General features: G+C 68.0%; 23 protein-coding genes and 1 pseudogene. 14 read left to right on the top strand and 10 right to left on the bottom strand.

The features are described 5' to 3' along the window. Positions 1–7: 7 nt before the first annotated feature. Together LR393_RS20605 and LR393_RS20600 are read right to left on the bottom strand one after the other, a co-directional pair. The gene (locus LR393_RS20605) at positions 8–1,276 is read right to left on the bottom strand and encodes a sensor histidine kinase (RefSeq protein WP_231485700.1); all 1,269 of its coding nucleotides are present in this window, start codon (positions 1,274–1,276) and stop codon (positions 8–10) included. Further along, positions 1,273–1,938 (bottom strand): winged helix-turn-helix domain-containing protein, encoded by a 666-nt coding sequence (locus LR393_RS20600; protein WP_231485699.1) that lies wholly within the window; start codon positions 1,936–1,938, stop codon positions 1,273–1,275. The genes LR393_RS20605 and LR393_RS20600 overlap by 4 nt, the downstream gene beginning before the upstream one ends. Before the next feature lie 69 nt (positions 1,939–2,007). Between LR393_RS20600 and LR393_RS20595 the strand changes: the two genes are divergently transcribed. Further along, entirely contained in the window at positions 2,008–2,673 is a 666-nt protein-coding gene (locus LR393_RS20595) for a TetR/AcrR family transcriptional regulator (protein WP_231485698.1), read from the top strand. Between the two features lie 50 nt (positions 2,674–2,723). On the opposite strand, the gene LR393_RS20590 is transcribed toward LR393_RS20595, so the two are convergent. Then, positions 2,724–3,869: an acyl-CoA dehydrogenase family protein gene (locus LR393_RS20590; RefSeq protein WP_231485697.1), complete on the bottom strand. Its 1,146-nt coding sequence runs from the start codon at positions 3,867–3,869 to the stop codon at positions 2,724–2,726. A 176-nt stretch (positions 3,870–4,045) separates the two neighbouring features. Here LR393_RS20590 and LR393_RS20585 point away from each other — a divergent pair, with 176 nt between their 5' ends. The 4 genes from LR393_RS20585 to LR393_RS20570 are packed head-to-tail and all read left to right on the top strand — an operon-like array spanning position 4,046 to position 7,243. Further along, positions 4,046–5,275 carry an acetyl-CoA C-acetyltransferase gene (locus LR393_RS20585; RefSeq protein WP_231485696.1) on the top strand — a complete coding sequence of 410 codons (1,230 nt, stop codon included), beginning with the start codon at positions 4,046–4,048 and terminating at the stop codon, positions 5,273–5,275. After that, positions 5,275–6,036, top strand: a complete 762-nt coding sequence (locus LR393_RS20580) for an SDR family oxidoreductase (protein WP_231485695.1) — start codon at positions 5,275–5,277, stop codon at positions 6,034–6,036. Before LR393_RS20585 ends, LR393_RS20580 begins: the two co-directional genes overlap by 1 nt. A 2-nt stretch (positions 6,037–6,038) precedes the next feature. Next, on the top strand, positions 6,039–6,791 hold the full coding sequence (gene fabG / locus LR393_RS20575; protein WP_231485694.1) for a 3-oxoacyl-ACP reductase FabG: 753 nt from the start codon (positions 6,039–6,041) through the stop codon (positions 6,789–6,791). Then, the gene (locus LR393_RS20570; RefSeq protein ID WP_231485693.1) at positions 6,791–7,243 is read left to right on the top strand and encodes a MaoC family dehydratase; all 453 of its coding nucleotides are present in this window, start codon (positions 6,791–6,793) and stop codon (positions 7,241–7,243) included. The genes fabG and LR393_RS20570 overlap by 1 nt, the downstream gene beginning before the upstream one ends. Here the strand turns inward: LR393_RS20570 and LR393_RS20565 are convergent. The 4 genes and pseudogenes from LR393_RS20565 to LR393_RS37105 form a co-directional block, all read right to left on the bottom strand. After that, positions 7,240–7,902 (bottom strand): TetR/AcrR family transcriptional regulator, encoded by a 663-nt coding sequence (locus LR393_RS20565; RefSeq protein WP_231485692.1) that lies wholly within the window; start codon positions 7,900–7,902, stop codon positions 7,240–7,242. The two genes, LR393_RS20570 and LR393_RS20565, sit on opposite strands and share 4 nt — an antisense overlap. A gap of 332 nt (positions 7,903–8,234) precedes the next feature. Continuing rightward, positions 8,235–8,795 (bottom strand): HD domain-containing protein, encoded by a 561-nt coding sequence (locus LR393_RS20560; protein WP_345718907.1) that lies wholly within the window; start codon positions 8,793–8,795, stop codon positions 8,235–8,237. Between the two features lie 5 nt (positions 8,796–8,800). Then, on the bottom strand, positions 8,801–9,718 hold the full coding sequence (locus LR393_RS20555; protein ID WP_231485690.1) for a hypothetical protein: 918 nt from the start codon (positions 9,716–9,718) through the stop codon (positions 8,801–8,803). Between the two features lie 21 nt (positions 9,719–9,739). Beyond that, a pseudogene (locus LR393_RS37105) lies at positions 9,740–9,862 on the bottom strand (helix-turn-helix domain-containing protein); the annotation flags it as partial. A 289-nt stretch (positions 9,863–10,151) separates the two neighbouring features. Between LR393_RS37105 and LR393_RS20550 the strand changes: the two are divergent. From LR393_RS20550 to alaS, 3 genes are all read left to right on the top strand, one after another. Further along, on the top strand, positions 10,152–11,018 hold the full coding sequence (locus LR393_RS20550) for an aspartyl/asparaginyl beta-hydroxylase domain-containing protein (RefSeq protein ID WP_231485689.1): 867 nt from the start codon (positions 10,152–10,154) through the stop codon (positions 11,016–11,018). Continuing rightward, positions 11,015–11,923, top strand: a complete 909-nt coding sequence (locus LR393_RS20545; RefSeq protein WP_231485688.1) for a nucleotidyltransferase domain-containing protein — start codon at positions 11,015–11,017, stop codon at positions 11,921–11,923. The genes LR393_RS20550 and LR393_RS20545 overlap by 4 nt, the downstream gene beginning before the upstream one ends. A 493-nt stretch (positions 11,924–12,416) precedes the next feature. Beyond that, positions 12,417–15,107, top strand: coding sequence for an alanine--tRNA ligase (alaS, locus tag LR393_RS20540; protein WP_231485687.1), 2,691 nt, complete (start codon positions 12,417–12,419; stop codon positions 15,105–15,107). A gap of 77 nt (positions 15,108–15,184) precedes the next feature. Here alaS and LR393_RS20535 read toward each other — a convergent pair whose 3' ends face one another. From LR393_RS20535 to LR393_RS20525, 3 genes are read right to left on the bottom strand one after another with little or no spacing between them, the layout of a single operon-like run. Beyond that, complete coding sequence (locus LR393_RS20535) at positions 15,185–15,826, bottom strand: GntR family transcriptional regulator (RefSeq protein WP_231485686.1); 642 nt, start codon at positions 15,824–15,826, stop codon at positions 15,185–15,187. After that, positions 15,807–17,228, bottom strand: coding sequence for an LLM class flavin-dependent oxidoreductase (locus tag LR393_RS20530; RefSeq protein ID WP_231485685.1), 1,422 nt, complete (start codon positions 17,226–17,228; stop codon positions 15,807–15,809). The genes LR393_RS20535 and LR393_RS20530 overlap by 20 nt, the downstream gene beginning before the upstream one ends. Next, on the bottom strand, positions 17,225–18,337 hold the full coding sequence (locus LR393_RS20525) for an aminotransferase class V-fold PLP-dependent enzyme (protein WP_231485684.1): 1,113 nt from the start codon (positions 18,335–18,337) through the stop codon (positions 17,225–17,227). Before LR393_RS20525 ends, LR393_RS20530 begins: the two co-directional genes overlap by 4 nt. Positions 18,338–18,685: 348 nt before the next feature. Here LR393_RS20525 and LR393_RS20520 point away from each other — a divergent pair, with 348 nt between their 5' ends. From LR393_RS20520 to LR393_RS20495, 6 genes are read left to right on the top strand one after another with little or no spacing between them, the layout of a single operon-like run. After that, the gene (locus tag LR393_RS20520) at positions 18,686–20,257 is read left to right on the top strand and encodes an ABC transporter substrate-binding protein (protein ID WP_231485683.1); all 1,572 of its coding nucleotides are present in this window, start codon (positions 18,686–18,688) and stop codon (positions 20,255–20,257) included. Next, entirely contained in the window at positions 20,238–21,263 is a 1,026-nt protein-coding gene (locus LR393_RS20515) for an ABC transporter permease (protein ID WP_231485682.1), read from the top strand. The genes LR393_RS20520 and LR393_RS20515 overlap by 20 nt, the downstream gene beginning before the upstream one ends. Continuing rightward, positions 21,260–22,072, top strand: coding sequence for an ABC transporter permease (locus tag LR393_RS20510; RefSeq protein ID WP_231485681.1), 813 nt, complete (start codon positions 21,260–21,262; stop codon positions 22,070–22,072). The genes LR393_RS20515 and LR393_RS20510 overlap by 4 nt, the downstream gene beginning before the upstream one ends. Beyond that, positions 22,069–22,872 (top strand): ABC transporter ATP-binding protein, encoded by an 804-nt coding sequence (locus LR393_RS20505; protein WP_231485680.1) that lies wholly within the window; start codon positions 22,069–22,071, stop codon positions 22,870–22,872. Before LR393_RS20510 ends, LR393_RS20505 begins: the two co-directional genes overlap by 4 nt. Beyond that, positions 22,869–23,657 carry an ABC transporter ATP-binding protein gene (locus LR393_RS20500; protein ID WP_231485679.1) on the top strand — a complete coding sequence of 263 codons (789 nt, stop codon included), beginning with the start codon at positions 22,869–22,871 and terminating at the stop codon, positions 23,655–23,657. Before LR393_RS20505 ends, LR393_RS20500 begins: the two co-directional genes overlap by 4 nt. Further along, positions 23,657–24,769, top strand: coding sequence for an amidohydrolase family protein (locus LR393_RS20495; protein ID WP_231485678.1), 1,113 nt, complete (start codon positions 23,657–23,659; stop codon positions 24,767–24,769). Before LR393_RS20500 ends, LR393_RS20495 begins: the two co-directional genes overlap by 1 nt. The last annotated feature ends 20 nt before the right edge of the window (positions 24,770–24,789 follow it).

The following is a 24,789-nucleotide window of genomic DNA, read 5'->3' as shown; positions in this document are numbered from 1 at the left end:
CGGACCATTAGCGGACGATGAAGACCGGCAGCTCCAGCTCGACCAGGGCCCCCGGACCGGTCACGGCGGAGACGTAGGCCCGCCCGCCGTGCAGTTCGGCGACCCAGCGGACGATGGCCAGGCCAACGCCGATGCCGCCGCGCTCGCCGATGCGGCCGCGCCCGCCGTCACCGCCTCGCCCGCAGGTGACGCGGTCGCCGAAGATCGTCTCGCGTTCTGCGGCCGCGATGCCCGGGCCGTGGTCGCGGACGGAGACCCGGCCGTCCTCGACCGATACCTCCACCGGGGACGACGCACCGTGGCGCAGGGCGTTCTCCACCAGATTGCGGACCGCCTGGGCCAGTAGGTCGGGGTCACCGAGCACGACGCTGGGCCCGGTCCGGACCGACACCTGCGCGCCCCGCCGGGGCATCTCGTCCACCACTTGCTCGACCAGGAGGTCCAGGCGCAGCGGGGTCAGCTCCAGGGCCCGGGCGCCGCTGTCGATGCGGGCGCGGCTGAGCAGGCCGCCGACCAGCCGGTCGAGATGGTCGACCAGGCGCAGGGCGTCCAGGGTGCCGGCCTTGCTCTCCACGCTCAGGCGAAGGGTGGCCAGCGGCGTGCGCAGTTCGTGCGCGGCCTCGGCCAGGAACTGCTCCTGCTGCTCCAGCGCCCGCATCGAGGGGCGCATGCTGCGTCCGGACAGCAGGTGGCCGGCACCGGCCGAGGCCAGCACCAGCAGGGTGCAGCCGCCGGACAGCCAGGCGACCAGCTCGGTGTGGCTGCGTTCTCCCGGGGTCAGGTCGACGGCGACCAGGACGACGGCGCCGATGTCGTCCTCGTTCCACACCGGTGCCGCACCCCACCGCAACCGGCGCCCGTCGGGTGCCGTGATCGTCCTCAATACCGGTTCTTGCTCCCGGACGGTCGCCGCCCACAGCTCGTTCAGCCGGTCGGCCGGGGGGAGCAGATCGGTCGGCCGGGGGCGTACCCATCGGGTGGCGACGGCGGTGCTGGGCTTCTGCACGACGGCTGTCACCTCCGACGCCGTCGCCAGTTCGTCCTCCGACAGCGGTTCCAGGTGCAGCACGCCCTCATCCATCCAGACGGCCCGCGACAGCGCCTGGACCCGTCCGGTGATCTCCGCGTCGAGACCGCGCGAGGCCGAGCGGGCGTCGCTGTACGCGGCGATGACCAGGAGCGTGACCAGTGAGAGCGCGCTGACGGCGGCGTAGAGAAGGGTCAGGCGCCACCGCATCCGCCGCAGCTGCCGGGCTGCGGGACGGGCCGGGGTCATGCCGGACCGTTGATGCGGTAGCCGACACCCCTCAGGGATTCGATCAGGTCGGGCGGCCCGAGCTTGCGGCGCAGGTGCCGGATCACCACGTCGACCACGTTCGAGGCGGGTTCGCTCATCTCGTCCCAGCAGCGCTCGAGCAGTTCGGTGCGGGTCACCGCCTCCCCGGCGCGCAGCATCAGCGCCTCCAGCACGGCGAACTCCTTGGCCGTGAGGGCGAGCAGCACACCGGATCTCCGCACCCGGTGACTGGGCACGTCGAGGGTCAGATCGGCGACGGCGAGTTCCGGCAGGCGCGGGTGCTGCTCGCGCCGGCCCAGCGCCCGCACCCGCGCGACCAGCTCGGCCAGGGCGAAGGGCTTGCCCAGGTAGTCGTCGGCCCCGTGCGCGAAACCCTCCACCCGGTCCTCCACCGCGCCCAGTGCCGTGAGTACCAGAACCGGTACTGCGTAACCGCTTTTGCGCCAGATCCGGATCAGCTCGAGCCCATCGCCGTCGGGCAGGCCGCGGTCGGCGATCACGCAGTCGTAGCGGTTGACCCAGACCTTTTCGTCGGCCTCGGCCCGCGACCCGGCCCGGTCGACCGCGAGCCCGGCGGCCCGCAGACCCTCGGCGAGGGCCAGGCCGAGCTCGTCGTCGTCCTCCACCACCAGAACTCGCACGAGCGGTGAGTATAGGTTCGCCGCTGTCTTGTCGGATTCTCTGTCGGAGTCCCTGGTAGACAAGCGGGTGTGAACGACAGCGAAGCACCCTCCGGCCGGCGCCGGCGCAGTGGCCCGGAGACGGTCGACCGCCTGGTCGAGGCCGCGCTCACCACCCTGCGCACCCACGGCATCGCCGGTACCTCCGCGCGCACGGTCGCCGCGGTCGCCGATGCCAACCAGGCGCTGATCTTCTACCACTTCGACGGGATGGAAGGGCTACTCGCCGAGGCCTGCCGCCGTTCCACCGAACGCCGGCTGGTGCTCTACCGCGAGCGCTTCGCCACCGTCACCTCTCTGCGTGAACTGCTGGCGGTAGGTCGTGATCTGCACGCCGCGGAGCAGGCCGAGGGCAACGTCGCGGTCCTGGCCCAGCTCCTGGCCGCCGGGCAGACCGACCCCGCCCTGGGCCGGGTCACGGCCGACGCCCTGAAGCTGTGGGTCACCGAGATCGAGACCGCGCTGACCCGGCTGCTCAACGACTCACCGCTGGGCGAACTCGTCGACCCGGCCGGACTCAGCCGCGCGGTGTGCTCCGCCTTCATCGGGCTGGAGCTCTACGAGGGCGTCGACCCCGATCAGGGTGCGCTGGCCCTGAACGCGCTGGACCAGCTGGGCGCCCTGGTGGAGGTCGTCGAGGGGCTGGGACCGGTCAGCCGGCTGGCGTTGCGCTCGCAGGTGCGCCGCCGGCGCTGAGGGCCACCGGCCGGGTCGCAGGCCGGTCACTGGCCGGGTCACAGGCCGGGTCACAGGCCCAGATCGCGGCCGATGAGCTCCTTCATGATCTCGTTGGAGCCGGCCCAGATCTTCGTCACCCGGGCGTCGCGCCAGGCCCGGGCCACGCGGTACTCGTTCATGAACCCGTAGCCGCCGTGCAACTGCACGCAGTGGTCGAGGACGTCGTTCTGGGTCTGGCTGGTCCACCACTTGGCCTTGGCGGCGTCCACGGCCGTGAGTTCCCCGGCGGTGTAGGCCAGCACGCACTTGTCCACGAACGCCTCGGCCACCTCGATCCGGGTGACCAGGTCGGCGAGCAGGAATTTGTTGTGCTGGAAGGATCCGATCGCCGACCCGAAAGCGCGCCGTTCCTTGGCGTACTCGATGGTCTCGAGGAGGATCTGCCGGGCGTGGGCCACGTTCGAGATGGCCGCGCCGAGGCGTTCCTGCGGCAGCTTCCGCATCATGTGGATGAAGCCGTTGTCGACCTCGCCGATCACGTACTCGTCGCCCAGCCGCAGGTTCTCGAAGAACAGCTCGGCGGTGTCGGACTCTTCCTGGCCGACCTTGTCGAGCTTGCGGCCGCGGCTGAATCCCTCGGCGTCGGTGGGGATCGCGAACAGGGTGATGCCGCGGGCCTTCTTCTCCGGCGAGGTGCGCACGGCCGTCAGCACCAGGTCGGCCGAGTAGCCGTTGGTGATGAAGGTCTTGGATCCGTTGATGACCCAGGAGTCCCCGTCGCGCACGGCGGTGGTCTTGAGGGCGGCCAGGTCGGAGCCGCCGGAGGCCTCGGTCATGCCGATGGCCAGCCAGGTCTCGCCGGTGGCGACCGAGGGCAGCCAGCGCTGCTTCTGCTCGTCCGTCCCGAGCTCGACGATGTACGGCGCCGTGACGTCGGAGTGGATGCCCCAGCAGGAGACCAGTGCGGCGTTGACCTTGGACAGTTCTTCGGAGGCGACGGCGTTGAAGCGGTAGTCGCCGGCCTCGGAGCCGCCGTAGGCCTCGGGGATCTCCAGGCCGAGCAGCCCCTGCTTGCCGGCCTCGAGCCAGACCTCCCGGGGGATCAGCCGGTCGTCGGCGTGCTCCCCGACGTGGGGGAGCACGGTGCGCTCGACGAATTCCCGCACCGTCGCCCGGAACGACTCGTGGTCCTCGTCGTACAGATCGCGCTTCATCGCGGAACCTCCGGTGGGTAAGCAGTCGCTTAGGTCTAGCACGGTCTCCGGCCGCCGCCAAGAACCATTGCGGTGAAGGGAACCGCCCGACCGCCCGGCTCCGGGGTTCTTGACGGACCGGAGGCTTTCCGGGCAGGGTGAATCAATAACTAAGCGATCGCTCAGGTTGGGATGTCATGCCCGAAGCAGTCATCGTCTCCACCGCCCGCTCACCCATCGGCCGGGCCGGCCGGGGTTCTCTCAAAAGCGTTCGTGCCGACGACCTCACGGTCCAGATGGTCCACGCCGCCCTGGCACAGGTACCCGAACTGGACCCCCGCGAGATCAGTGACCTCATCCTCGGCTGTGGCATGCCCGGTGGTGAGCAGGGTTTCAACCTCGGCCGGATCGTCTCGGTCCTGTCCGGGTACGACCACCTGCCGGGCACCACCGTCACCCGCTACTGCTCGTCGTCGCTGCAGTCGACCCGGATGGCGTTCCACGCCATCCGCGCCGGTGAGGGCGATGCCTTCATTTCCGCCGGCGTCGAGGTCGTCAGCCGTTTCGACAAGGGCAGCAGCGACTACATCCCCGGTCGCGACGATCTGCAGAACCCCCTGTATGAGGACGCCCGTGAGCGCACGGGTGCGCGCGCCCTGGAGGGCGCGGGGGAGTGGAGGGATCCGCGCGAGGCCGGGGCGCTGCCGGACGTCTACGTCGCGATGGGTCAGACGGCCGAGAACGTCGCCCAGCTGACCGGTATCACCCGGGCCGAGCAGGACGCGTTCGCCGCCCGCAGCCAGAACCGGGCCGAGAAGGCCATCGCCGACGGATTCTGGGCCCAGGACATCACCCCGGTCGAACTGCCCGACGGCACCGTGGTCGACCGCGACGACTGCCCCCGGCCCGGCACCACGACCGAGGTGCTGGCCGGCCTGAAACCGGTCTTCCGCCCCGACGGAACCGTCACCGCCGGCAACGCCTGCCCGCTCAACGACGGGGCCGCGGCGCTGGTCGTGATGAGTGACGTGCGGGCCCGCGAACTGGGCATCACCCCACTGGCGCGAATCCTTTCCACCGCCGTCACCGGGCTCTCGCCCGAGATCATGGGACTCGGCCCGGTCGAGGCCATCCCGCTGGCCCTGAAGAACGCCGGGATCGCGCTCGCCGACGTCGACCGGTTCGAGATCAACGAGGCCTTCGCCGTCCAGTGCCTGGGCTCCGCGCAGAAACTCGGCATCGACATCGACCGGCTCAACGTCAAGGGCGGGGCCATCGCGGTGGGCCACCCGTTCGGCATGACCGGTGCCCGCATCTCCAGCACGCTCATCAACGTGCTGCGCACCGACGACCAGCAGATCGGGGTGGAGTCGATGTGCGTGGGCGGTGGCATGGGCATGGCCATGGTGATCGAGCGGCTGTCCTGATGGCTGATCAGAAGCGGTTCACCGGCCGCACCGCGATCGTCACCGGCGCCAGCCGCGGCATCGGGCTGGCCATCGCCGGCCAGCTCGTCGCCGACGGTGCCCGGGTCGTCATCACCGCCCGCCGGGGAGATGCCCTGAAGGACGCGGTCGAGCAGCTCGGGGGATCCGAGCACGCGATCGGGGTCGCCGGGCACGCCGCCGACACCGACCACCAGGCCGAGGTCGTCGAACGGGCGATCGCCGAGTTCGGGGGAGCGCACCTGCTGGTGAACAACACCGGCATCAACCCCGTCCACGGCCCCCTGGTCGGGATCGACCTCGACGCCGCCCGCAAGATCGTCGAGGTGAACTGCATCGCGGCGCTTTCCTGGATCCAGCAGGTGCACGCCCGGTGGATGAAGGACAACGGCGGCTCGGTGGTGAACATCGTCTCGGTGGCCGGGGTCAAACCGGCTCCCGGCATTGGTTTCTACGGCGCCAGCAAGGCCATGCTCGTGCACCTGACGCAGGAGCTCGCGGTCGAGCTCGGGCCCGGTATCCGGGTCAACGCCGTGGCCCCCGCTGTGGTCAAGACCCGTTTCGCCGCCGCTCTTTTCGAAGGGCGAGAGGACGAGGTGGCGGCCTCCTACCCGCTGAGGCGGCTGGGGGAGCCGGCCGACATCGGCAGCGTCGTGGCCTTCCTGCTGTCCGGCGAAGCCGCCTGGATCACCGGCCAGTCCGTCGTCGTGGACGGCGGGCTCACTCTCACCGGAGGTATCTGATCGTGACCATTCGCACCGCTGTCGTCACCGGCGCCGCACGGGGTATCGGCGCCGCCGTGGCCCGCCGGCTGTCCGCCGACGGTCTGGCCGTCGCCGTCCTGGATCTGTCCGCCGAGGCGTGCAAGCCGGTCGTGGACGAGATCGAGGCCGCCGGGGGAACGGCCCTGGCCGTCGGCGCCGACGTCTCCTCCGAGTCCGACGTGGCCCGGGCGCTGGACGAGGTCACCGGCACGCTCGGGGCCCCGGCCGTGCTGGTCAACAACGCCGGGATCCTGCGCGACAACCTGCTGTTCAAGATGAGCGTCGACGACTGGGACCAGGTGATGAACGTGCACCTGCGCGGTTCGTTCCTGATGACCCGGGCGGTCCAGCAGCACATGGTCGCCGCGGGCTGGGGCCGGATCGTCAGCCTGTCCAGCACGTCCGCGCTGGGCAACCGCGGTCAGGTGAACTACTCGGCGGCCAAGGCGGGGCTCCAGGGCTTCACCAAGACCCTGGCCCTGGAACTGGGCAAGTTCGGCATCACCGCCAACGCCGTGGCGCCGGGCTTCATCGAGACCGAGATGACCGCGGCCACCGCGGCCCGGATCGGGGTGCCCTTCGAGGACTTCAAAGCGGCCACCGCCGAGCAGATCCCGGTGCGCCGCACGGGAAAACCCGAGGACATCGCGCACACCGTGTCGTTCCTGGCCAGCGAGGGCGCGGGCTTCGTCTCCGGCCAGGTCATCTACGTGGCCGGCGGGCCCACCGACTGATGCGCATCTTCCAGGGCATCGACGAACTTGTCGCCGCGGTCGGTGAGCACCTCGGCCACTCGCGGTGGCACACCGTCAGCCAGCACCAGATCGACGGTTTCGCGGAGGTCACGGGCGACAGCCAGTGGATCCACACCGACCCGCAACGGGCTGCGCAGGGGCCTTTCCAGGGGCCGATCGCGCACGGCTACCTGACCCTGTCGCTGCTGCCGATGCTGAGCTGGGAGGTCTACCGCGTCGACGGGGTGAGCATGGTGATCAACTACGGCTCCAACCGGATCCGCTTCCCGTCGGTGGTGCCGGTCGGCTCGTCCGTGCGGGCCGGGATCGAGCTGCTCTCGGTCGAGCCCGCCGCCAGCGGCGTGCAGGTCATCACCCGGGTCACGATCGGGATCGAGGACGCGGTCAAGCCCGCCTGTATCGCGGAGATCGTGAGTCTGCTCGTTCCCTAGGCGGTTTCCGGGTCGGCGCCGACCATGCTGAGGGCGATGTCGGCGTGGTGGCGCCCGATCGTGGCGGGCGTCCACTCGCCGCCGGAGCGGTACCAGCGGGCGATGTCGATGCTGAGCGACATCAGGGCTACGACCATCAGATTCAGGTCGTGGACCCGGAAGACCCCGGCCTGCGCGCCTTCGGCGAGGATGACCCGGAACGTGCCGGAGATCTGCCGGCGCACCCCGGCGATCATCTCGGCGTGCTCGGGCGTCAGCGATCCCAGTTCGTACTGCACCAGGCGCGCGTTCACGTGGTTGGCCGCGTGCCACTCGCAGAACGCGTTCACGACCGACCACAACCGCTGCGCCGGTCTCCGGTGCGGCTCGTCCGCGCCGGCCACCAGGTCCAGGGCCTCCTGGTGACCGGCGAGGGACAGCGCGAAGAGCAGCTCCTCCTTCGAGGAGTAGTGCACGTACACCGCCGCCGGGCTCATCCCCGCCGCCTCGGCGATGTCCCGCGTGCCGGTGCCGTGGAACCCGTTGTCCACGAACGACTGCAGAGCTGCCGCCAGCAACCGGGCCCGGGCCTGGTCGCCCCGGGGCCGGGTGCGCGGAGTCGCCCGGCGAGGAGCGTCCGGCCGGAGGGGGTGGGTCCGGCTACCGGTGCCGTCATCCATCGGAACTCCTCTCTGGGCATCTGAGTGCGATCGCCAGGGGAGTCCCACGATACCGGCGACCCATCGGGCCTTCGCAGATTGTCCTGTACGAGAGTGCCGCCCGGCCGTTGCCAGACCCCATCCTCGTCACGAAAGGTTCTCCTTGGGAGACTCTGGGGTGATGCCGGTCCGGTAAGTCTCCTGCCGGACCGGCATCGGCAATGCCACTTATCGAAGGCACGACGAAGCAAAATCTATCGGGAGATGAGTGCTCCTCCGTACTCGATTGAGGCTCGGAGGTGCCCCATTTAGCTGCCGAGCTCGCGACGGCAATCAGGCGGGGGCGGACAAGGTTATTGCCGCCATTCAAGCCCTGTCATATTCATTGCCGCGTCAGCAATCTGTAATGCGGCAGCGGTTTTCAGTGCAGCCCGACTGCTGTCCACCCATGCCTGGACGTTCTGATTCCCCGCTCGCTGATACTCCAGAGCTTGCAAGAGACACTCTAGTTTGTCTGCGTCCTTCGCCACCCTGGATTCAGGCGTCTCCTGGGCCTCGTACTCTGCGACAGCATCACCGATCATCGTGGCGACCACTGGTGCAGCGGTTGAGGTCTGGTCCGCAGTGACTTGCTCGTTCTTCACCGTTTTCACATAGGCCTTGCCCACGTGGCTGATGTCACCGAGCCGGGATTCCTGGGTGTCGTGCAACGTTCCCATCAACGCTGCACGTCCGGGATCGGCGCCCTCAAGAGCGGCCAGAATCGCGCTGATCAGGGATACACGATGGGAATGCTCAGCGATCGACTCTGGGTGCCGTACCTGGGCATGGAGCCAACCTGTCCGCGGCGTGAGCTTCAAAGTGCCCACCTCGAACAGCAGGGCAGCTGTTCCGGCAGCTTCATCATCCAGCATGTTCTTCATCGCATCTCCGATCGAATAGCGTAGAGCATCGAGGTCGCTTCGATGCGAACCTGAGCCGGGATTTCGTCATGCCCCAACAGCACCTCACAACGCTCCATCAGATCACGCGCAACGCGAGGATCATCGTGAATCAGACCACGTCGGAATCCCAGCAGGCTCCACGCCGTATGCACGTTCAGGGGCAAAAGGGAGTGCGAGACGTGGATTCTTCGCGTCAGATGGGCGAGCAGGTGACTGCCGCGCCAGGCAAGATCGGTTCGTAACTGGAACGTGTCACTGATCTGAGGATGGCGTTCTTCGCCCACGTAATACGCCCAGTAGTTCAGGTTGGCCAGTTCATGCACGCCGCCCATCAGGCCGTGACACAGAAAATCGCCAAGTGGTTCGGCATCGCCGGCCAAGGCCCGAGCGATGGACACCGTACGGGCGTCGGACCAGTACGGAGTCCAAGGATGGTCGCCCACCAGATATTTGACCGAGCGAGGCGTCAGCAGGCTTGTAGGCTCCAGACCGGCCTGCGGACCCGCCAGAAATATGGCCTGTCGATGAAGCAGTACAGACGCGTCATCGATTCGTCCCGCTGCACGCTCAACCAGGGTCTGAGTTCCGTGAGCATGCTCGTCCAGTTCCGTGGGGTCCGCCAGTGGGCGCTGCACCCCTGGACAACGAGATGCGAGTAGCGTCGGAAGGCCGGTGGGATGTTGTCCCCCGATGCTCCAGTCGACCAATTCGACCACCCGTCGACGCAGAACCACAGAACCGAGGAGGAGCTCATCGGCAACGCCATCCCCTGCGGCGATCTCTTGGAGTATGAGGTCTGCCTCCGCCGCGTCGTCGAGGTAGCCGACCAACCGCATGTCGGCTCCGAGTCGGGCGAGTGCATGGCGGATCGCGATCGCGTTTCCGTACGACACTGCTGTGAACGGTCGGCGGGCCGATTCCCAACCCTGCACAGTGCCTCGGTCCACCGATAACGCCTCTGCCAATCGTTCTTGACTCAATCCTGTTGATTCACGGATCAGCTTGAAAATTGCCCCCGTGACGAGTCCTCTTCTCATGGGATCCCCCGACCTCGCTTACCTCCAGTGAGCCGTCTGGCTGCAACCGTCGTCGATCGGACAGGTTGGCCGGTTCGTATGCGTACTCCCGGTCAGTCGACGCTTCCTCGTCGGTCCTCGTACGCTGAGATCAGTTGCCAGGGAGAGATATACCGAACCCATCATCCCATCGCAATGCGTCGGCCAACAGTCCATCCCGCAGTTCAAGGGGCAAGCCCCTGACGCGGACCGGATGCCTGGACAGCTGAGAATCACGTGCTTCTCTCGAATCCCAAGGAGAACTATCGCGATGAATAGCACGCTGCATCTGCACGAATCGCATCCTGCTCTTCTCGAGCAGGTCGGGCGACTCAGGTCAGTGGACACCGACCTCCTGGAACGGCTCCGGCACGAGGTCATGACCATCCCTCGGGGATGGCAAACGGAATACGGCCAGTATCAGTCCGGAGGGTGGGCAACGTTGTCACTCATGAACTCGACCGGTGACCCTCAGGACGTCATGATCAGAGACTGTGACCCGGTGGAGACCACGCTCCTCCAGCAGATGCCCTTTCTCCGCAGCCTGCTGCGTGGGCTTGGACTGCGCTACATGTGGGTCAGGCTGGCCCGGCTGGGTGCAAACTCGTTCCTCTGGGAGCACCGCGACTACGCCGATCTGAAAGGTGTTGAGCGGCATCGGCTTCATCTGCCTCTGGTGACGAACTCCTCGGCGTTCCTGGTGGTCGGCGGTAACAAGGTGCACCTCGATGCGGGGCAGTTCTGGCGACTGACACCGACCTTCGCCCACGGGGTCTGTAACCTCTTCGGACCCGATCGCATTCATTTGATCATGGACTGCTACAAGGACGATCGGCTCGTCGACTTCCTGGCCGATCAGCAAGCCCCTCCCGTAGTGGATACCTCGTTGGGGCAAGAGGAGACACATCTCGAGACTGAGTTCAGCAGAGCTCTGCGCCTGGCACGGCTCGGGTACATCAGTGCAGCTGAGCAACACATGTTGCGATTGTTCTATCAGCGGCAGATGCCTGAGGGAACGGTCTACGACCTTCTCTCCCAGTTGCACGACTCTCTGGGGCGAATCGAGGCCGCCGACGAGTGGAGGCGGCTGAAAGGCATCTTGCTGGAACAGATCGAGCGCAAGGAGGTCTCAGGATGATGCTCCGTGGACAGATGGCCGCGCCCGGCGCGGCAGCCATGGAGACTCTGGCTTCCGTTCACCGGCCCGCCCAGTTCGGTCTCCTGGCGCGCGCGGCAGATGTACTGACCGAGAGCCGGCAGGTCAGTGCCCTACTCGTGCGGGGTTCTCTGGCCAGGGGAACCTCGGACCGGCTCTCGGACATCGATCTGGTGGTCGGGGTCGAGGATGAGCACTTCGGCAACTTCGTAGACGTTGTCGATCTGCTCATGACAACAGCGCTGGGAGCGATCATGCCTGGATGGCGTGACTCGATCGTTGCGGACATGGGTGGCCTCGGGTTCGTCTACCTCGTTGCTCACGAGGAACGTCTCTATCAGTTCGATCTGTACGCCGCACCGGCCAGCGTCATCTCGGGAATCGTCCAGACCACGGGGGCCCGCGAGATCTTCACGCGATCCTCCGGCGAGCCGTCTCTGCCTAACCCGGCCGTGTTCGTTGCGCCCAACGACGTTATCAGCGCCACCTGGGCCCGTCCCGCCAGTTGCAGCGAACTACTGGTGGAAGTTCTGGTTCTTGGATTGATGATCAAAAAGCGGTTAGTGCGGGGCCAGACGTTCATGGCATTCGGCGAGTGGCAGCTGCTCCTGGCCGCCTTCCGTGACCTGATCAAGACCGCTTTGGTTCCGACATCTCAATCTCGAGGCTGGTACAAGCTTCTCGACGAAGTCGGTGTCACCCCGATCGGGCGGGAATGCCTCGATGAGCTGTCGGTACTGATGAGACAGCCGACAGTCCCCGATCCTGTGGCGCTGGCCGAAACCGTGCACCAGATCGTGGCTGTCGTGGAGCGGGCAGCCCCCCAGAGCGTCGAGCAACTCCGGTCAGCCATCGACGCCTATCGCTATTACCTCGATCTTCCCTGATCCGAACCCCCCTTCTGCTCAATCCTTCTGGAGAGTCTCCCGGTCTTCTCCGGCGGGGAGGCTCTCCAGCGAGACTAGGAGAACTGGGATGCTCGCACGTCCACCATCGGTTCTAACGCCTGTCCGAACTTCAGACCGCTCGGTGTATGGCCGAAGATCTGGAGGCGGCTTACGGGCCGGTATCTCAGGCTGGTGAGCAATTCGCTGAAGCAGGATGGATATTGCGCTACCGTTGACGGCGACGTCCAGCGACGAACAGGGAAATTTGATGGGTCTGGCGACCATGAGCGCGCGAGCTATCTGCGCCGAGCCGGGTTCCGAGGTCAACCGCCTCGTTTGAGCCCCTCGGCCGGCTCGGCGTGTGTGTCAACAACCTCATCTCTTTCCGTTCTCGACACCCGCGGTACCGCCCCTCAGCACGCTGTCTCATGGCTGCCTGAGACGAGTCGGTGCTCCGCCGGTGTCCGTCTGCCCAGCCATGCGAGGTTTCGTCATGCTTTCCAGCCAGATCCGATCGAGCTTCTTCGACTACTACGGCGCTCGTGATCACCACCTGGTCCCCTCCGGGTCGCTGATTCCGAATGACCCCACGTTGCTGCTGGCCAACGCCGGGATGAACCAGTTCAAGCCCTACTACCTCGGGGAAACGGTCCCGGACTTTCAACGAGCCATGTCAGTGCAGAAATGCGCACGCACCTCGGACATCGAGAACGTCGGACGCACCACGCGGCACGGCACGTTCTTCGAGATGCTGGGCAACTTCTCCTTCGGCGATTACTTCAAGGCCGAAACCATCGCCTGGGCCTGGGAAGTACTCACACAGGTCTTCCACCTCGATCCCGGCCGGCTGTGGATCACGGTCTATTTGGACGACGACGAGACCGAGCGACTCTGGCGTGCCGTCGGAATGCCCGCCGAACGCATCCAGCGGCTCGGTATGGAAGACAACTACTGGTCCACGGGCGTCCCTGGTCCTTGCGGACCCTGCTCTGAAGTCTGTTACGACCGCGGTCCGGCCTTCGGCCCTGCCGGTGGCCCTGCGGTGAACGGTGAACGCTATCTGGAGATCTGGAACCTGGTCTTCATGCAGAACATTCGGGGTGCCGGTGATGGCAAAGGCGACTTTTCCATTCTCGGCGATCTACCGGCCAAGAGTATCGACACCGGCCTGGGCCTCGATCGGATAGCGGCGATCCTGCAAGGCGTCGACACCATCTGTGAAACGGATCTCCTCGCGCCCACCCTGAGCACGGTCCAGGAGCTTGCCCGGCGCACCTTCCCAGGGCGCGACGGCAGCCGGGAATCAGTGTCCTTCCAAGTCGTCACTGAACATGCCCGATCCATCGCGTTCCTCGTCGCCGACGGCGTCCTGCCGAGCAATGAAGGACGCGGCTACGTTCTGCGGCGTCTCCTGCGCGGAGCCGTCCGGCACGCGCGTCAGCTCGGTATCCAGCGTTCTGTCCTCCCGGTCATCACCAACAGCGTCATCGACAATCTCTCTCCCGCATGGCCCGAACTAGCGGCTCAGTCCTCGCTGATCACTCAAGTCGCCTCAGCTGAGGAAGTGACCTTCGATCGAACCCTTCGGCAAGGCTCGAGACTCCTGGAATCTTCGGTCGCGACTGCACATCAGCAGCGAATGTCCACTCTCACCGGGGATACGGCGTTCGAACTGCACGACACCTACGGCTTCCCTATCGATCTGACGATCGAAGTGGCCCGGGAAGCCGGCCTGAAGGTCGATCACGAGCGATTCGCCATCCTGCTGGATGAGCAGAGGAGACGTGCCAAGAAGCACGGCAGGAACAAGACCGCCGACGCGTTGGCCCGGCACGACCTCTACCGCGGGATCGCCGCCCAGCACGGTCTCACCGACTTCGTCGGCTATGACAACCTCACTACCGAAACTCGTGTTCTGGCTCTCATCAGTAATGATGTCATCATGCCGGTGGTCGGTGAAGGCGCTCCGGTGAGGGTGGTTCTGAACCGATCCCCCTTCTACGCCGAGGCCGGGGGACAGGTGGGTGACACCGGAACCGTCACCACCAATTCCGGCGCTGTTCTGCAGATTACTGGCACACGAACAGGTATCGACGGACTGCACGTCCATACCGCCACCGTTCTGTCCGGAGTGGCGCGCACCGGTGAAATCGCCGAGGCCCAGGTGGATGGTTCCCACAGGGCTGCCGTCGCTCGTTCGCACTCGGCCACCCATGTCCTGCATGCCACCCTGCGCGCCGCCCTCGGGTCCCACGCCCAGCAACAAGGATCGCTGGTGGCAGCAGGCCGTCTCCGGTTCGACTTCGCCCACTTCTCAGCGATTCCCGTTCCTGATCTGGAGGACATCGAGAACCGCGTCAACGACTATTTAATGGATGACCCCGATGTCCGGGTCTGGCATGCCACTCGATCCGAGGCCGAAGCTGCCGGCGCCACAGCTCTCTTCGGCGAGAAGTATGGCGACACCGTGAGGATCGTCGACATCGGCGACTTTTCCCGCGAACTATGCGGCGGAACTCACGTTGGCCACGGATCCCAGGCCGGCCCGGTCCGTATCCTCGGGGAAACGTCTGTCGGAGCCAGTCTGCGCCGCATCGAAGCTCTCACCGGAGCCGACGCTCTGCGCTACTACGACCACGAACGACACCTTCTCCATGAGTTGGCTCTCATGCTGAACGTCTCCACCGGGCAGGCGCCACGACAGCTAGAGCTCGTGTTGAGCAAACTGGCCACAGCCCAGCATGAACTCAACCGCATCAGCCAGGTGCAGAGAGGCCGGCGCGCGGCACGGCTTGCGGATGCCGCGAGTCAGGCCGAGGGTGGTTCGATCGTTGTTGAAAAGATCGAAGGTGTAACAGGTTCGGAACTTCGCCTTCTGGCGGAAGAGACCCTGGAGCAGATCCCAGGGCGACCTGCGATCGTCATCCTTGCAGTCGCAGAAGCTGGAAAGGCTCAATTTGTGGCCAGCATCAGCCATGATCTTGTCTCTAGCGGTTTCCAGGCCCATGACCTTCTGAGCGGAGCAGCATCAATTATCGGAGGTGGAGCCGGTGGGACCGGTTCCGTGGCCCAGGCCGGAGGGCGGGACTTTCAACGCATCGACGAAGCGCTGATGCGAGCTCGTCGGGCCGGCCATGAAGTATTACTCCAAAGCGTCGGCAAGGGAGAGCCGCCCGTACGGTAAGGCCAACCACCGAGGACGTGATCATGCAAAGTGTCCCCGGGGACACTTTGCATGATCACGAACGAGGAAGGGACGAGCTATCTGGCGGTCAGCAGGAGCAGCTGGTAGTCGCGGGCCCGGGACATGTGGGCGGCCATCAGCCGGCGGGCCGTCTCCGGCTCGCGGGCCAGGACGGCGTCGAGCACGGCCTGGTGCTCGGCCTGGGACTCGCCGGAGCCCGCGACCGAGTTCTGCCAGGGCTTGCGTTTCAGGCTGATCAGCACCTCGGCCCGGTCGATGAAGTCGGCCAGCGCGGGGTTGTGCGACGACCGCAGCAGGGCGCGGTGCCACTCGTGGTGGATGCCGGCACGGACCACCGGGTCTTCCTCCTGCGCGGCCGCCTTCAGCATGGCGACCATCTCGGCCCGTTCCAGTTCGGTGGCGCGCAGGGCCGCGGCCTCGGCACTGGCCGACTCCAGGGCGTTGCGCACGTCGAAGTAGTCGAGGATCTCCTGGGCCGAGCGCTCGTGGACCCGGTAGCCGCGCCGTTCCCGCTTGAGGATGCCGTCGCGCTCCAGCATCGCCAGCGCCTCGCGGATGGGCGTGCGGGACGTGCCCAGGTCGGTGGTCAGCGAACTCTCGTACAGCCGGGCCCCGGAGTCGATCTCCCCGGCCAGGATCCGCTGCCGGAGCGTGTGGTAGTGCGTCAGTGACGCGGTCTCATCCCTGCGGCTCGGCATGAGTGTGCGAACCGTCCCTTCCCCGTGTGCGCGACGGAATGTCGATGCTCCAGTGTGGATGATCGGCGCGCAGTCCGGGAGCGCCTTCCCCGTACAGATTCTCCCGCAGGGTCGAGGCGCCCTGGCGCTCGGGGAGCCGGCCGCGGCGGCGCAGTTCCGGGATCACGTAGCGGATGATGTCGTCGAAGGTGCCCGGGCGCACCGCGTAGGCGAGGTTGAACCCGTCCAGATCGGCGACCTCGCACCAGCGTTCGAGTTCGTCGGCGACGGTGGCGCCGGACCCGACGATGACCGGGCCCATCCCGCCGACGGCCATGTAGTCGGCGACCTCACGCAGCGTCCAGACCCGGTCGGGGTCGGCGGAGGCGAAGAACCGGGCCGAGAACTGGGCCCCGTTGGACTGGATGTCACGCAGCGGGGTGTCCGGGTCGATCGTGGCCAGGTCGACGCCCACCGGCCCGGCGAACTGCACCATCGCGCCGCCGTAGTCGCTGTAGCGCAGCAGGTCCTGGTACTTGGCCCGGGCGATCTCGTCGGTCTCGCCGGTGACGACCGTCGCCACGGCGAACGCCTTGATCGCGTCGGGGGAGCGGCCCAGCGAGAGCGCCTCGGCCCTGACCGCCGCGACGATCGGGGCGATGACCTCCGGGCGGGTGCCGTGCACGAACAGGCCCTCGGCGTGCTGCGCGGCGAAGCGCTGCCCCCGCCCCGACGATCCGGCCTGGAACAGCACCGGCGTGCGCTGCGCGGAGGGTTCGGCGAGGAAGGCGTCGGGCACGGTGAAGAACTCACCCTGGTGCTCGATCGGGTGCACGCGGGAGGGGTCGGTGTAGATCCCGCGTTCCTTGTCGCGCACCACCGCGTCGTCCTGCCAGGACCGTTCCCACAGCTTGTGGGTGACGTCGAGGAACTCGTCGGCGCGGTCGTAACGCCGGTCGTGCTCCAGCTGGGTGCCGGTGCCGATGTTACGGGCGGCGCTGTCCAGGAACGAGGTGACGATGTTCCAGCCGACCCGCCCGTCGCTGAGGTGGTCGAGGCTGGTCAGCGTGCGGGCCAGCAGGTAGGGCTGCCAGTAGCTGGTCGACAGGGTGACCGCGAAGCCGATCCGCTCGGTGACGGCCGCCATCGCCGACACCACGGCGACGGGGTCGTTGATCGGCACCTGGCTGGCCGTGCGCAGGGCCTCGTCCGGGCGGTTCTGATAGGCGTCGAGCATGCCGAGGATGTCGGCCATGAAGATGGCGTCGAACCCGGCGTCCTCCAGATCGCGGGCCAGGCGCGTCCAGTAGCGCAGCGAGGTGTACTCGTGGGAGCGGTCCTGCGGATGACGCCACATGCCCGAGGAGATGTTGCCCGGGGAGAAGTTCTCGAAGGCGTTGAGGTGGATGATGCGCTCGCTCATGATGCGTAGACCTCCACCGCGGCGGCCAGTCCGGTGGCGGCGTCGACCGGGTGGCCGAGCCGCGAGAGCGCGCCGGCCAGCCCACCGAGACCGGCGAGGACGGCCTCGAACGAGGCCTGCCGGCCGGTGTGGCGGATCTTCACCAGCTGTTCGTCGGTGCCGGCGGGGGCCGCGACCAGGTCGGCGCCGAAATGCTCCCGGCCGAGCGTGACCACGGCCTGGCGGTCGGCTCCCTCGGGCAGGAGCAGGCCGGTCACCAGACCGGAGGCCTGCGCGAGATCGTCCGCCCAGGGCCGCAGTCCGAGACCCTGCACACCGGCGCGCACGGCGGTGGCGGCCAGGCGATGGCGGGCCACGAGCGCGTCGACGCCCTCCGCCCCGACCGCTTCCAGTGCTGCTTCCAGGGCCCAGAGTTCATGCGGGGCAGGCGTTCCGGGGATCGCTGAGTGATCGGTGTCGAGCCAGTCGCGGCGGATGTCCAGGAGCGAGACGGACGAGAGGGTGGCCACCCGGCGGGTCGGGCGGGACAGGGCCTTCCAGCCGGCCTCGCCGATCGTCACCGCGCTGATGCCGGCCGGTCCGGCGAGCGCCTTCTGCGGGCCCAGCACGACGATGTCCGCCCCGGTGGGCCCACCGGCCCGCAGCGGTTCGGCACCGACGGAGGCCACCGCGTCCACCACACTGACGACGCCCCGGCGCCGGGCCTGCGTGACGATCGCGTCGATCGGGTTCACGATCCCGGTCGCGGCCTCGCCGTGCACGAAACTGACGACGTCGTAACCGTTCGCCAGGGCGGATACGACCTGCTCGGCGGTCACCGGCTGCCCCGGGACCGGCGGGGCGAGGGTCGTCACGGTCGCACCCTCCTCGCTCAGCCACTGCCCGAACAGGTAGCCGTACTGGCTGGTGGCGACGTTGAGCACCCGCGGGCCGCCGGCGCCGAGCTCGCGGGCGACGGCCTCCAGGGCCACGATCGCCTCGCCGGGAACCAGAACGGTGTCCGCGTCGCCGGCGAGAACCAGCTCCCCGAGCCGTTCGGCCAGCCGCGCGTAGGCCTGCGCGCCGAACGCCGGCGGGGTTGCCCAGGCCCAGCTCTGGCGGCCGCTCACCGGTTGTGCTCCGTGGATCGCAGCCGTCGGGTGGTGCTGATCATGCTTCATCGCTCCTTGTTCGCCCGGCGCGTGCGGCCGGCCTGGGGGATCCCGCGCCACGGTGCCCGCATGCTGATGCGCGGTGACGTGTACGTGTCCGTCCGGCGGGTACGTGACCTGCGCCAATTAATGTACACACACGCATACGCTGCATGTATGCTCCGTCAGATGTAGCGCCGATGCTGCGTACCGCGATCCGGTCACCGCATCAGTCCGCGCTCCCAATCACCGCAGTTCCCCGCCCAGCGTTGGGTCTGTGGCGTAACTCACGAGCTTTCTCTACCTCGACGATCGGAAAACCCTGAAATGCGTATACATCGCACCGCTGCTTTCGGTGCCGTCGCCGTGACGGCGATGGCGATGGTCTTGAGCGGGTGCTCCGGCGGCTCCAGTTCGGGCAGTACTGCCGCGGCCGACTCCGAGCCGGTGGCCGGCGGTGCCCTCACCATCGCCCGCACCGGTCAGAACGTGAGTGACCTCGACCCGGTCGCCAAGACGCTGACGAGCAACAACGCGTACACGCTGGACAAGATCTTCGACACCCTGACCACCCAGGACGGCGACGGTGCGCTCCAGCCCTCGCTGGCGACGGAGTGGAAGGCCAGCAGCGATGGTCTGACCTGGACGTTCACGCTGCGCAGCGGCGTGAAGTTCTCGAACGGGGACGCGCTCACGGCCAAGGACGTCGTGTACTCGATCGAGCGGCACCTGAAGGTCGGCGGCGCCCTGCCGCTGTCCGCGCCGATCACCGGGGTCAAGGCCGTCGACGACGGCACGGTCGAGGTGAAGCTCTCGAAGGCGTACACGCCGCTGGCCACCGAGCTGGCCACCTTCGCCAGCAGCATCGTGCCCGACGATCTGGACGGCAAGAGCGAGAAGGATTTCTTCGCCGACCCCGTCGGCACCGGCCCGTTCAAGGTCGGCACCTGGGACAAGAACAGCAGCACGTTCGAGCTGGTGAAGAACACCAACTACTGGCAGAGCGGCAAGCCGTACCTGGACAGCGTTTCCTACACCACCGTCAGTGACGACAACTCGCTCGTGCAGCAGTTGCAGGGCAAGCAGGTCGACGTGATCCAGGACGTGCCGATGGCGAATGTCGCGGCGCTGAAGTCGAACTCCGCGCTGACCGTCGACACCGTGGGCAGCTGGAACCAGGACCAGGTGTTCTTCAACACCTCCGACGGCCCGTTCGCCAACCGCGACCTGCGCCGGGCGGTTGCCCAGGCGGTCGACCGGGCCACCCTGACGCAGACGACGACCTTCGGCACCGGCACGACCGGCACCACCTACATCCCCGCCACCGTGCGCTACTCCGACCAGAGCGCCGACATCCTCAAGTACGACGTCGCGGCGGCCAAGGCCGACCTGGCCAAGTCCGGCGTGGCCGCCGGCACCACGGTCAAACTGCTCGTCGAGTCCGGCTCCCAGGCCCGGGGCCAGCAGGCGCAGATCATCCAGGCCGCCCTGAAGGAGATCGGTCTCACGGTCGAGATCGAGCAGAAGGACAGCGCCACGTTCTGGACGACCTTCCCGTCCAAGGACTACGAGTTCGCCCTGACCACCGTCATCGCCGACACCGGCGACCCGGACAACGTCACCTACTGGCAGGTCGACTCCCACGGCGTCAGCGACTCCTTCCACACCGGTTACCAGAGCGACGAGGTCGACAAGCTCGCCGCCCAGGGCCGCGAGACCCCCGACGGCGATGCCCGCAAGGACATCTACGCGAAGATCCAGCAGCTCGTCGCCCAGGACTCGCCGACCCTGTCGCTCGACTACGCGGCGAACATCCTCAGCACCCAGTCGAGCGTCCACGGGATCGAGCTGATCCCGAACGGCACCCTGCAGCTGCAAGATGCCTGGATCGCCCAGTAACCCGCACGACGGAGCCCGCCGGGATCAGACCCGGCGGGCCGCCGTCGTGCGGTCCTGGGCCCGGGCCTCCGGCCGGCTCATCGCCTACGCGGTGGCCGTCACCCTGGCCGTCGTCGTGCTGGCCTTCGGGCTCTCGCGCGCCATGCCCGGCTCGGCGCTGTCGGCCCAGCTCGGCAGCCACGCCACCGACGCCACCCGGCAGCAGCTCGCCGCCCAGCTCGGCCTCGACCGGCCGTGGTGGTCGCAACTGGGCACCCTGCTGCGCAACCTGATCACCCACGGCGACGTCGGCCCGTCGATGGTGAACGGCGAATCGGTGCGCTCGGCGATCACCGCCCGGGCCGGCGCCACCCTGTCGATCGTCGTGCTGGCCATGCTCATCGCCGTGCTGCTGGCCACCGCCATCGCGGTCGTCAGCGCCACCCACCAGAACCGCTGGCCCGACCACGTCCTGCGGGTCGTGCTCAGCGCCGGCATCGCCGTGCCCGCCTTCTGGCTGGGACTCCTTCTGGTGCTGCTGTTCTCCGTTCACCTGCGGTGGTTCCCGGTGGCCGGGCTCGGCACCGGCCCGGCTGCCTGGCTGCGCTCGCTGGTCCTGCCCGCCGTCACCGCCGCCGTCGGCATCGTGCCGCTGCTGGCCCGGAGCCTGCGCGCCCAGCTGCTCGAGGTGCTCCACGCGGACTTCGTCGTCGCCGCCCGGGCCACCGGCCTGAGCTCCCGGCGCATCCTCCTGCGGCACCTGATACCGAACGCCGCCCTCCCGGCACTGACCCTGGTCGGCACCAACCTCGCCTACCTGATCGGCGGAACCTTCGTCGTGGAGTCGGTGTTCACCATCCCCGGAGTGGGAGACCTGATGTTCCGGTCGATCACGAACCGCGACTCCACCACCATCACCGGCATCGTCATCTACACCGCCGTGCTGGTCGTCGTGGTGAACCTGCTCACCGACCTGGTCGTGCGCCTGCTCGACCCGCGTCTGGCTCGGGGCGGTGCGGCCCTGTGACCAGCACCCGCCCGGGCGCCACCCTCGTCGCCGGCCTGGCGGTGGTGGGGACGATGATCGTCCTGGCGATCGCCGCGCCCCTGGTCACCGGGCACGACCCGACGGCACTCGGCCTGACCGCAGGCCTGCAGCCACCGAGCTGGTCGCACCCGTTCGGCACCGACCAGCTCGGCCGCGACGTCTGGGCCCGCGTCGTCTATGCGGGCCGCACCGACCTGCGCGTCGGCGTACTCGCCGTCCTCGCACCGCTGGCCGTCGGAACCCTGCTCGGCCTGCTGGCCGGGTACTTCGGCGGACCGCTCGACCGCGTCGTCCGGTTCGTCATCGACACCGTCATGGCCTTCCCGTTCTACGTCATCGTCCTGGCCCTCGTCGCCGTCCTGGGCACCGGCGAGAGGTCGATCTACCTCGCGCTCGCCGCCGTGGCCTGGGTGAACTACGCACGCGTGGTGCGGAACGGGACGCGGGGATTCGCCGGGGAGAACTGGGTGGCCGCGGCCCGGGGCGGTGGCCTGAGCCGCCGCCGGGTGATCGGCCGCCACATCCTGCCCAATGCGGTGCCCCAGCTGATCGTGCTGGCCGTCACCGACGTGGTGTTCGTGATCCTCGCCATCGTGACGCTCAGCTATCTGGGCCTGGGTATCCGGCCGCCCACACCCGACTGGGGCACGATGATCTTCGACGGGCAGGCGTTCGTCACCACCCAGTGGTGGATCGCCGTCTTCCCCGGTCTCGCCGTGCTGGTGACCGGAATCGGGTTCTCGCTGCTGGCCGACGGCCTGGCCGATCTGTACCGGGAGAGAGATTGAGTGAGCTAGCCGAAACCGGCCTGACGGTCCGCGGTCTGGCCGTGACCGCGCGGCGCCGGCGGGAAACCGTGACGATCGTGTCGGACATCGACCTGACGCTGGCGCGGGGCGAGGCGGTCGGCATCGTGGGGGAGTCCGGCTCGGGCAAGAGCCTGATCCTCAAGGCGATCATGGCGTTGCTGCCCAGCGGCGTCACCGCCACGGCCGGGGAGATCAGGCTCGACGGAACCGAACTGGCGCACGCCCCGGCCCGGGCGGCTCGCGCCGCGCGGGGGCACCGGCTGGGCCTGATCCTCCAGGACCCCTCGACGGCGCTGGATCCGCTGATGCGGGTGGGTGACCAGATCGCGGAGGTCCGCCGTCACGTGGTGGGCCGCGACGGCGCGTCCGCCCGCGCCGAGGCACTGGAACTGCTGGAACAGGTACAGATCCCGGACGCGGCCGGGCGCTACCGGGCCTATCCGCACGAGCTGTCCGGCGGTCAGCGCCAGCGCGTCGTGATCGCGCGCGCCCTGGCCGGGGAGCCGGAGTTCTTGCTCTGCGACGAGCCGACCACCGCCCTGGACGTCACGGTGCAGGCCGAGATCCTCTCCCTGCTGGACGACCTGCGCACCAGCCGGGCGATGGGCCTGCTCTTCGTCAGTCACGACCTCGCCGTGGTCTCCCAGGTCAGCACCCAGCTGCTGGTCATGCGGCACGGCCGGATCGTCGAGCGGGGTGCCACCGAGCAGGTACTCACGGCGCCCTCGCACCCGTACATGCGCACCCTGCTGGACTCCGTGATCGAGCTGACCGCATGAGCGCGCCCCTGCTGAAGGTCGACGGCCTGCGCGTCGAGTACGGTCGCACGGTCGCGGTGAACGACGTCAGCTTCGAGGTCGCGCCGGGCGAGATCGTCGGTCTGGTCGGGGAATCCGGCTCGGGCAAGACCACCATCGGCCGGGCCGTCGCCGGGTTCCTGACCCCCGGCGCCGGGAGCATCGACCTGGCCGGTGACCGGCTCGGCGCGACGCGTTCCCTCGCGCAGCGCCGCGGTGTGCAGATGGTGTTCCAGGACCCCTACCTGTCCCTGAACCCGCGCCTGAGCACCTGGTCGATGCTGCGGGAACTGGTCACGGTGCACCGGCTGGCGCCGAAGGCGCAGGTGGACGACTTCGTGCGCACCGTGCTCGGTGAGGTCGCCCTGACCGAGGAACTCGCCCGGGTGCGCCCGTCCCGGTTGTCCGGTGGCCAGCGACAGCGGGCCGCGATCGCCCGAGCCGTGGTGCTGCGTCCTCAATTGATCGTCGCCGACGAACCCACCTCGGCGCTGGACGTTTCGGTGCAGGCGTCGATCCTGCGGCTCTTCGCCTCGCTGCGCACCGAGCTCGGCGTCGGTTTCCTGGTCATCTCGCACGACCTGTCGCTCGTGCGCTTCCTGTGCGACAGCGTGCTGGTCATGCAGGACGGCGAGATCGTCGAACGCGGGCCGGTCGCCGAGGTTCTCACCGCACCCCAGCACCCGTACACTCAGCGTCTGCTGAAAGCCGTTCCGCGCCTGCCCTCCTACGCGAAGACCTCCGGGAACAACCGGGAGAAGCCCTGATGGCACTGTCGATCACGGGCGCTCAGGTGATGGACGAATGGGGGACGTTTGTCACCAGCGGCGCTGTCGGCGTCGCCGACGGGGTGTTCACCGATTCCGTACCACCCGGCGCCCCGGTGCTCGACGCTCACGGAAAGTGGCTGATTCCTGGTGTTTACGACTGCCATACGCACATCACCTGGAACGATTTCCATCGGGCGGACCGGGAGCGCCGCTCCCGGGCGGAGCGGGATCAGCAGACCGCTGACGCGCTACTGTCCACCCTGCGGGCAGGCGTCACCAGTCTCCGGGACGGTGGTGGGGCCGGAAGGGACCTGACGTCGGCGCTGGCCGCCGGCGTGCTGCCCGGTCCGCGGGTGCAGATCGCGGTCGACCTGATCGGCCCCGAACGGGCCGGTTCGGTGGCCGATCTGACCGATGCGGTGCGTCGCTCGCTCGACCGGGGTGCCCAGTGGATCAAGCTGATCGCCACCGGCGGCGCGGCCACGAGCGGTGGTGACGTGCTGGCGTCGAACTTCACCCGGGAGCAGATGCGGGCGGCGGTCCGGGTGGCCGGCGACGCCCGGCTGATGGTGCACACCTGGGGCGGTGAATCCATCGACTGGGCCATCGATTCCGGTGCCGGCAGTATCGAGCACGGAATGTATCTCACGGCGGGTCAGGCCCGTCGGGCGGCGGAGGCGGGTCTGACCTTCGTGCCCACCCTCACCATCTACCGGCACCTGCGGGACCTGATCGAGTCCGGTGCGCTGACGGGTGTACCCCTGGCCCGGATCACCGACGCGATCGCGGCCCACGACCGCGCCGTGCTGCACGCCCGCGACGCCGGTCTGCCCCTGGCCCTCGGCAGCGACTTCGGCAGTCCGGAACACCACGGCACCAACCTGGTCGAGATCGGCGCCCTGCTGCGGGCGGGCCTGAGCGGACCGCAGGCCCTGCTGGCCGCGACCCGCAACGGCGCCCGGCTGCTCCGGGACGAGGCCGGGGGAGTGATCGCCCCCGGAAAGCGCGCCGACGCGGTCATTCTCGATGCCGACCCGACAGACCCGGCGACGTACGACGACCCGTCCCACGTGGTAGCCGTGATCCAGGAGGGCCACCTCGTCCCGTGACCCCGGACCGGTGATCGGCC

The sequence above is a fragment of the Kineosporia mesophila genome, from assembly GCF_021129235.1.
Taxonomy (GTDB): Bacteria; Actinomycetota; Actinomycetes; order Actinomycetales; family Kineosporiaceae; genus Kineosporia; species Kineosporia mesophila.
This window is presented reverse-complemented; position numbering and strand designations above follow the sequence as displayed.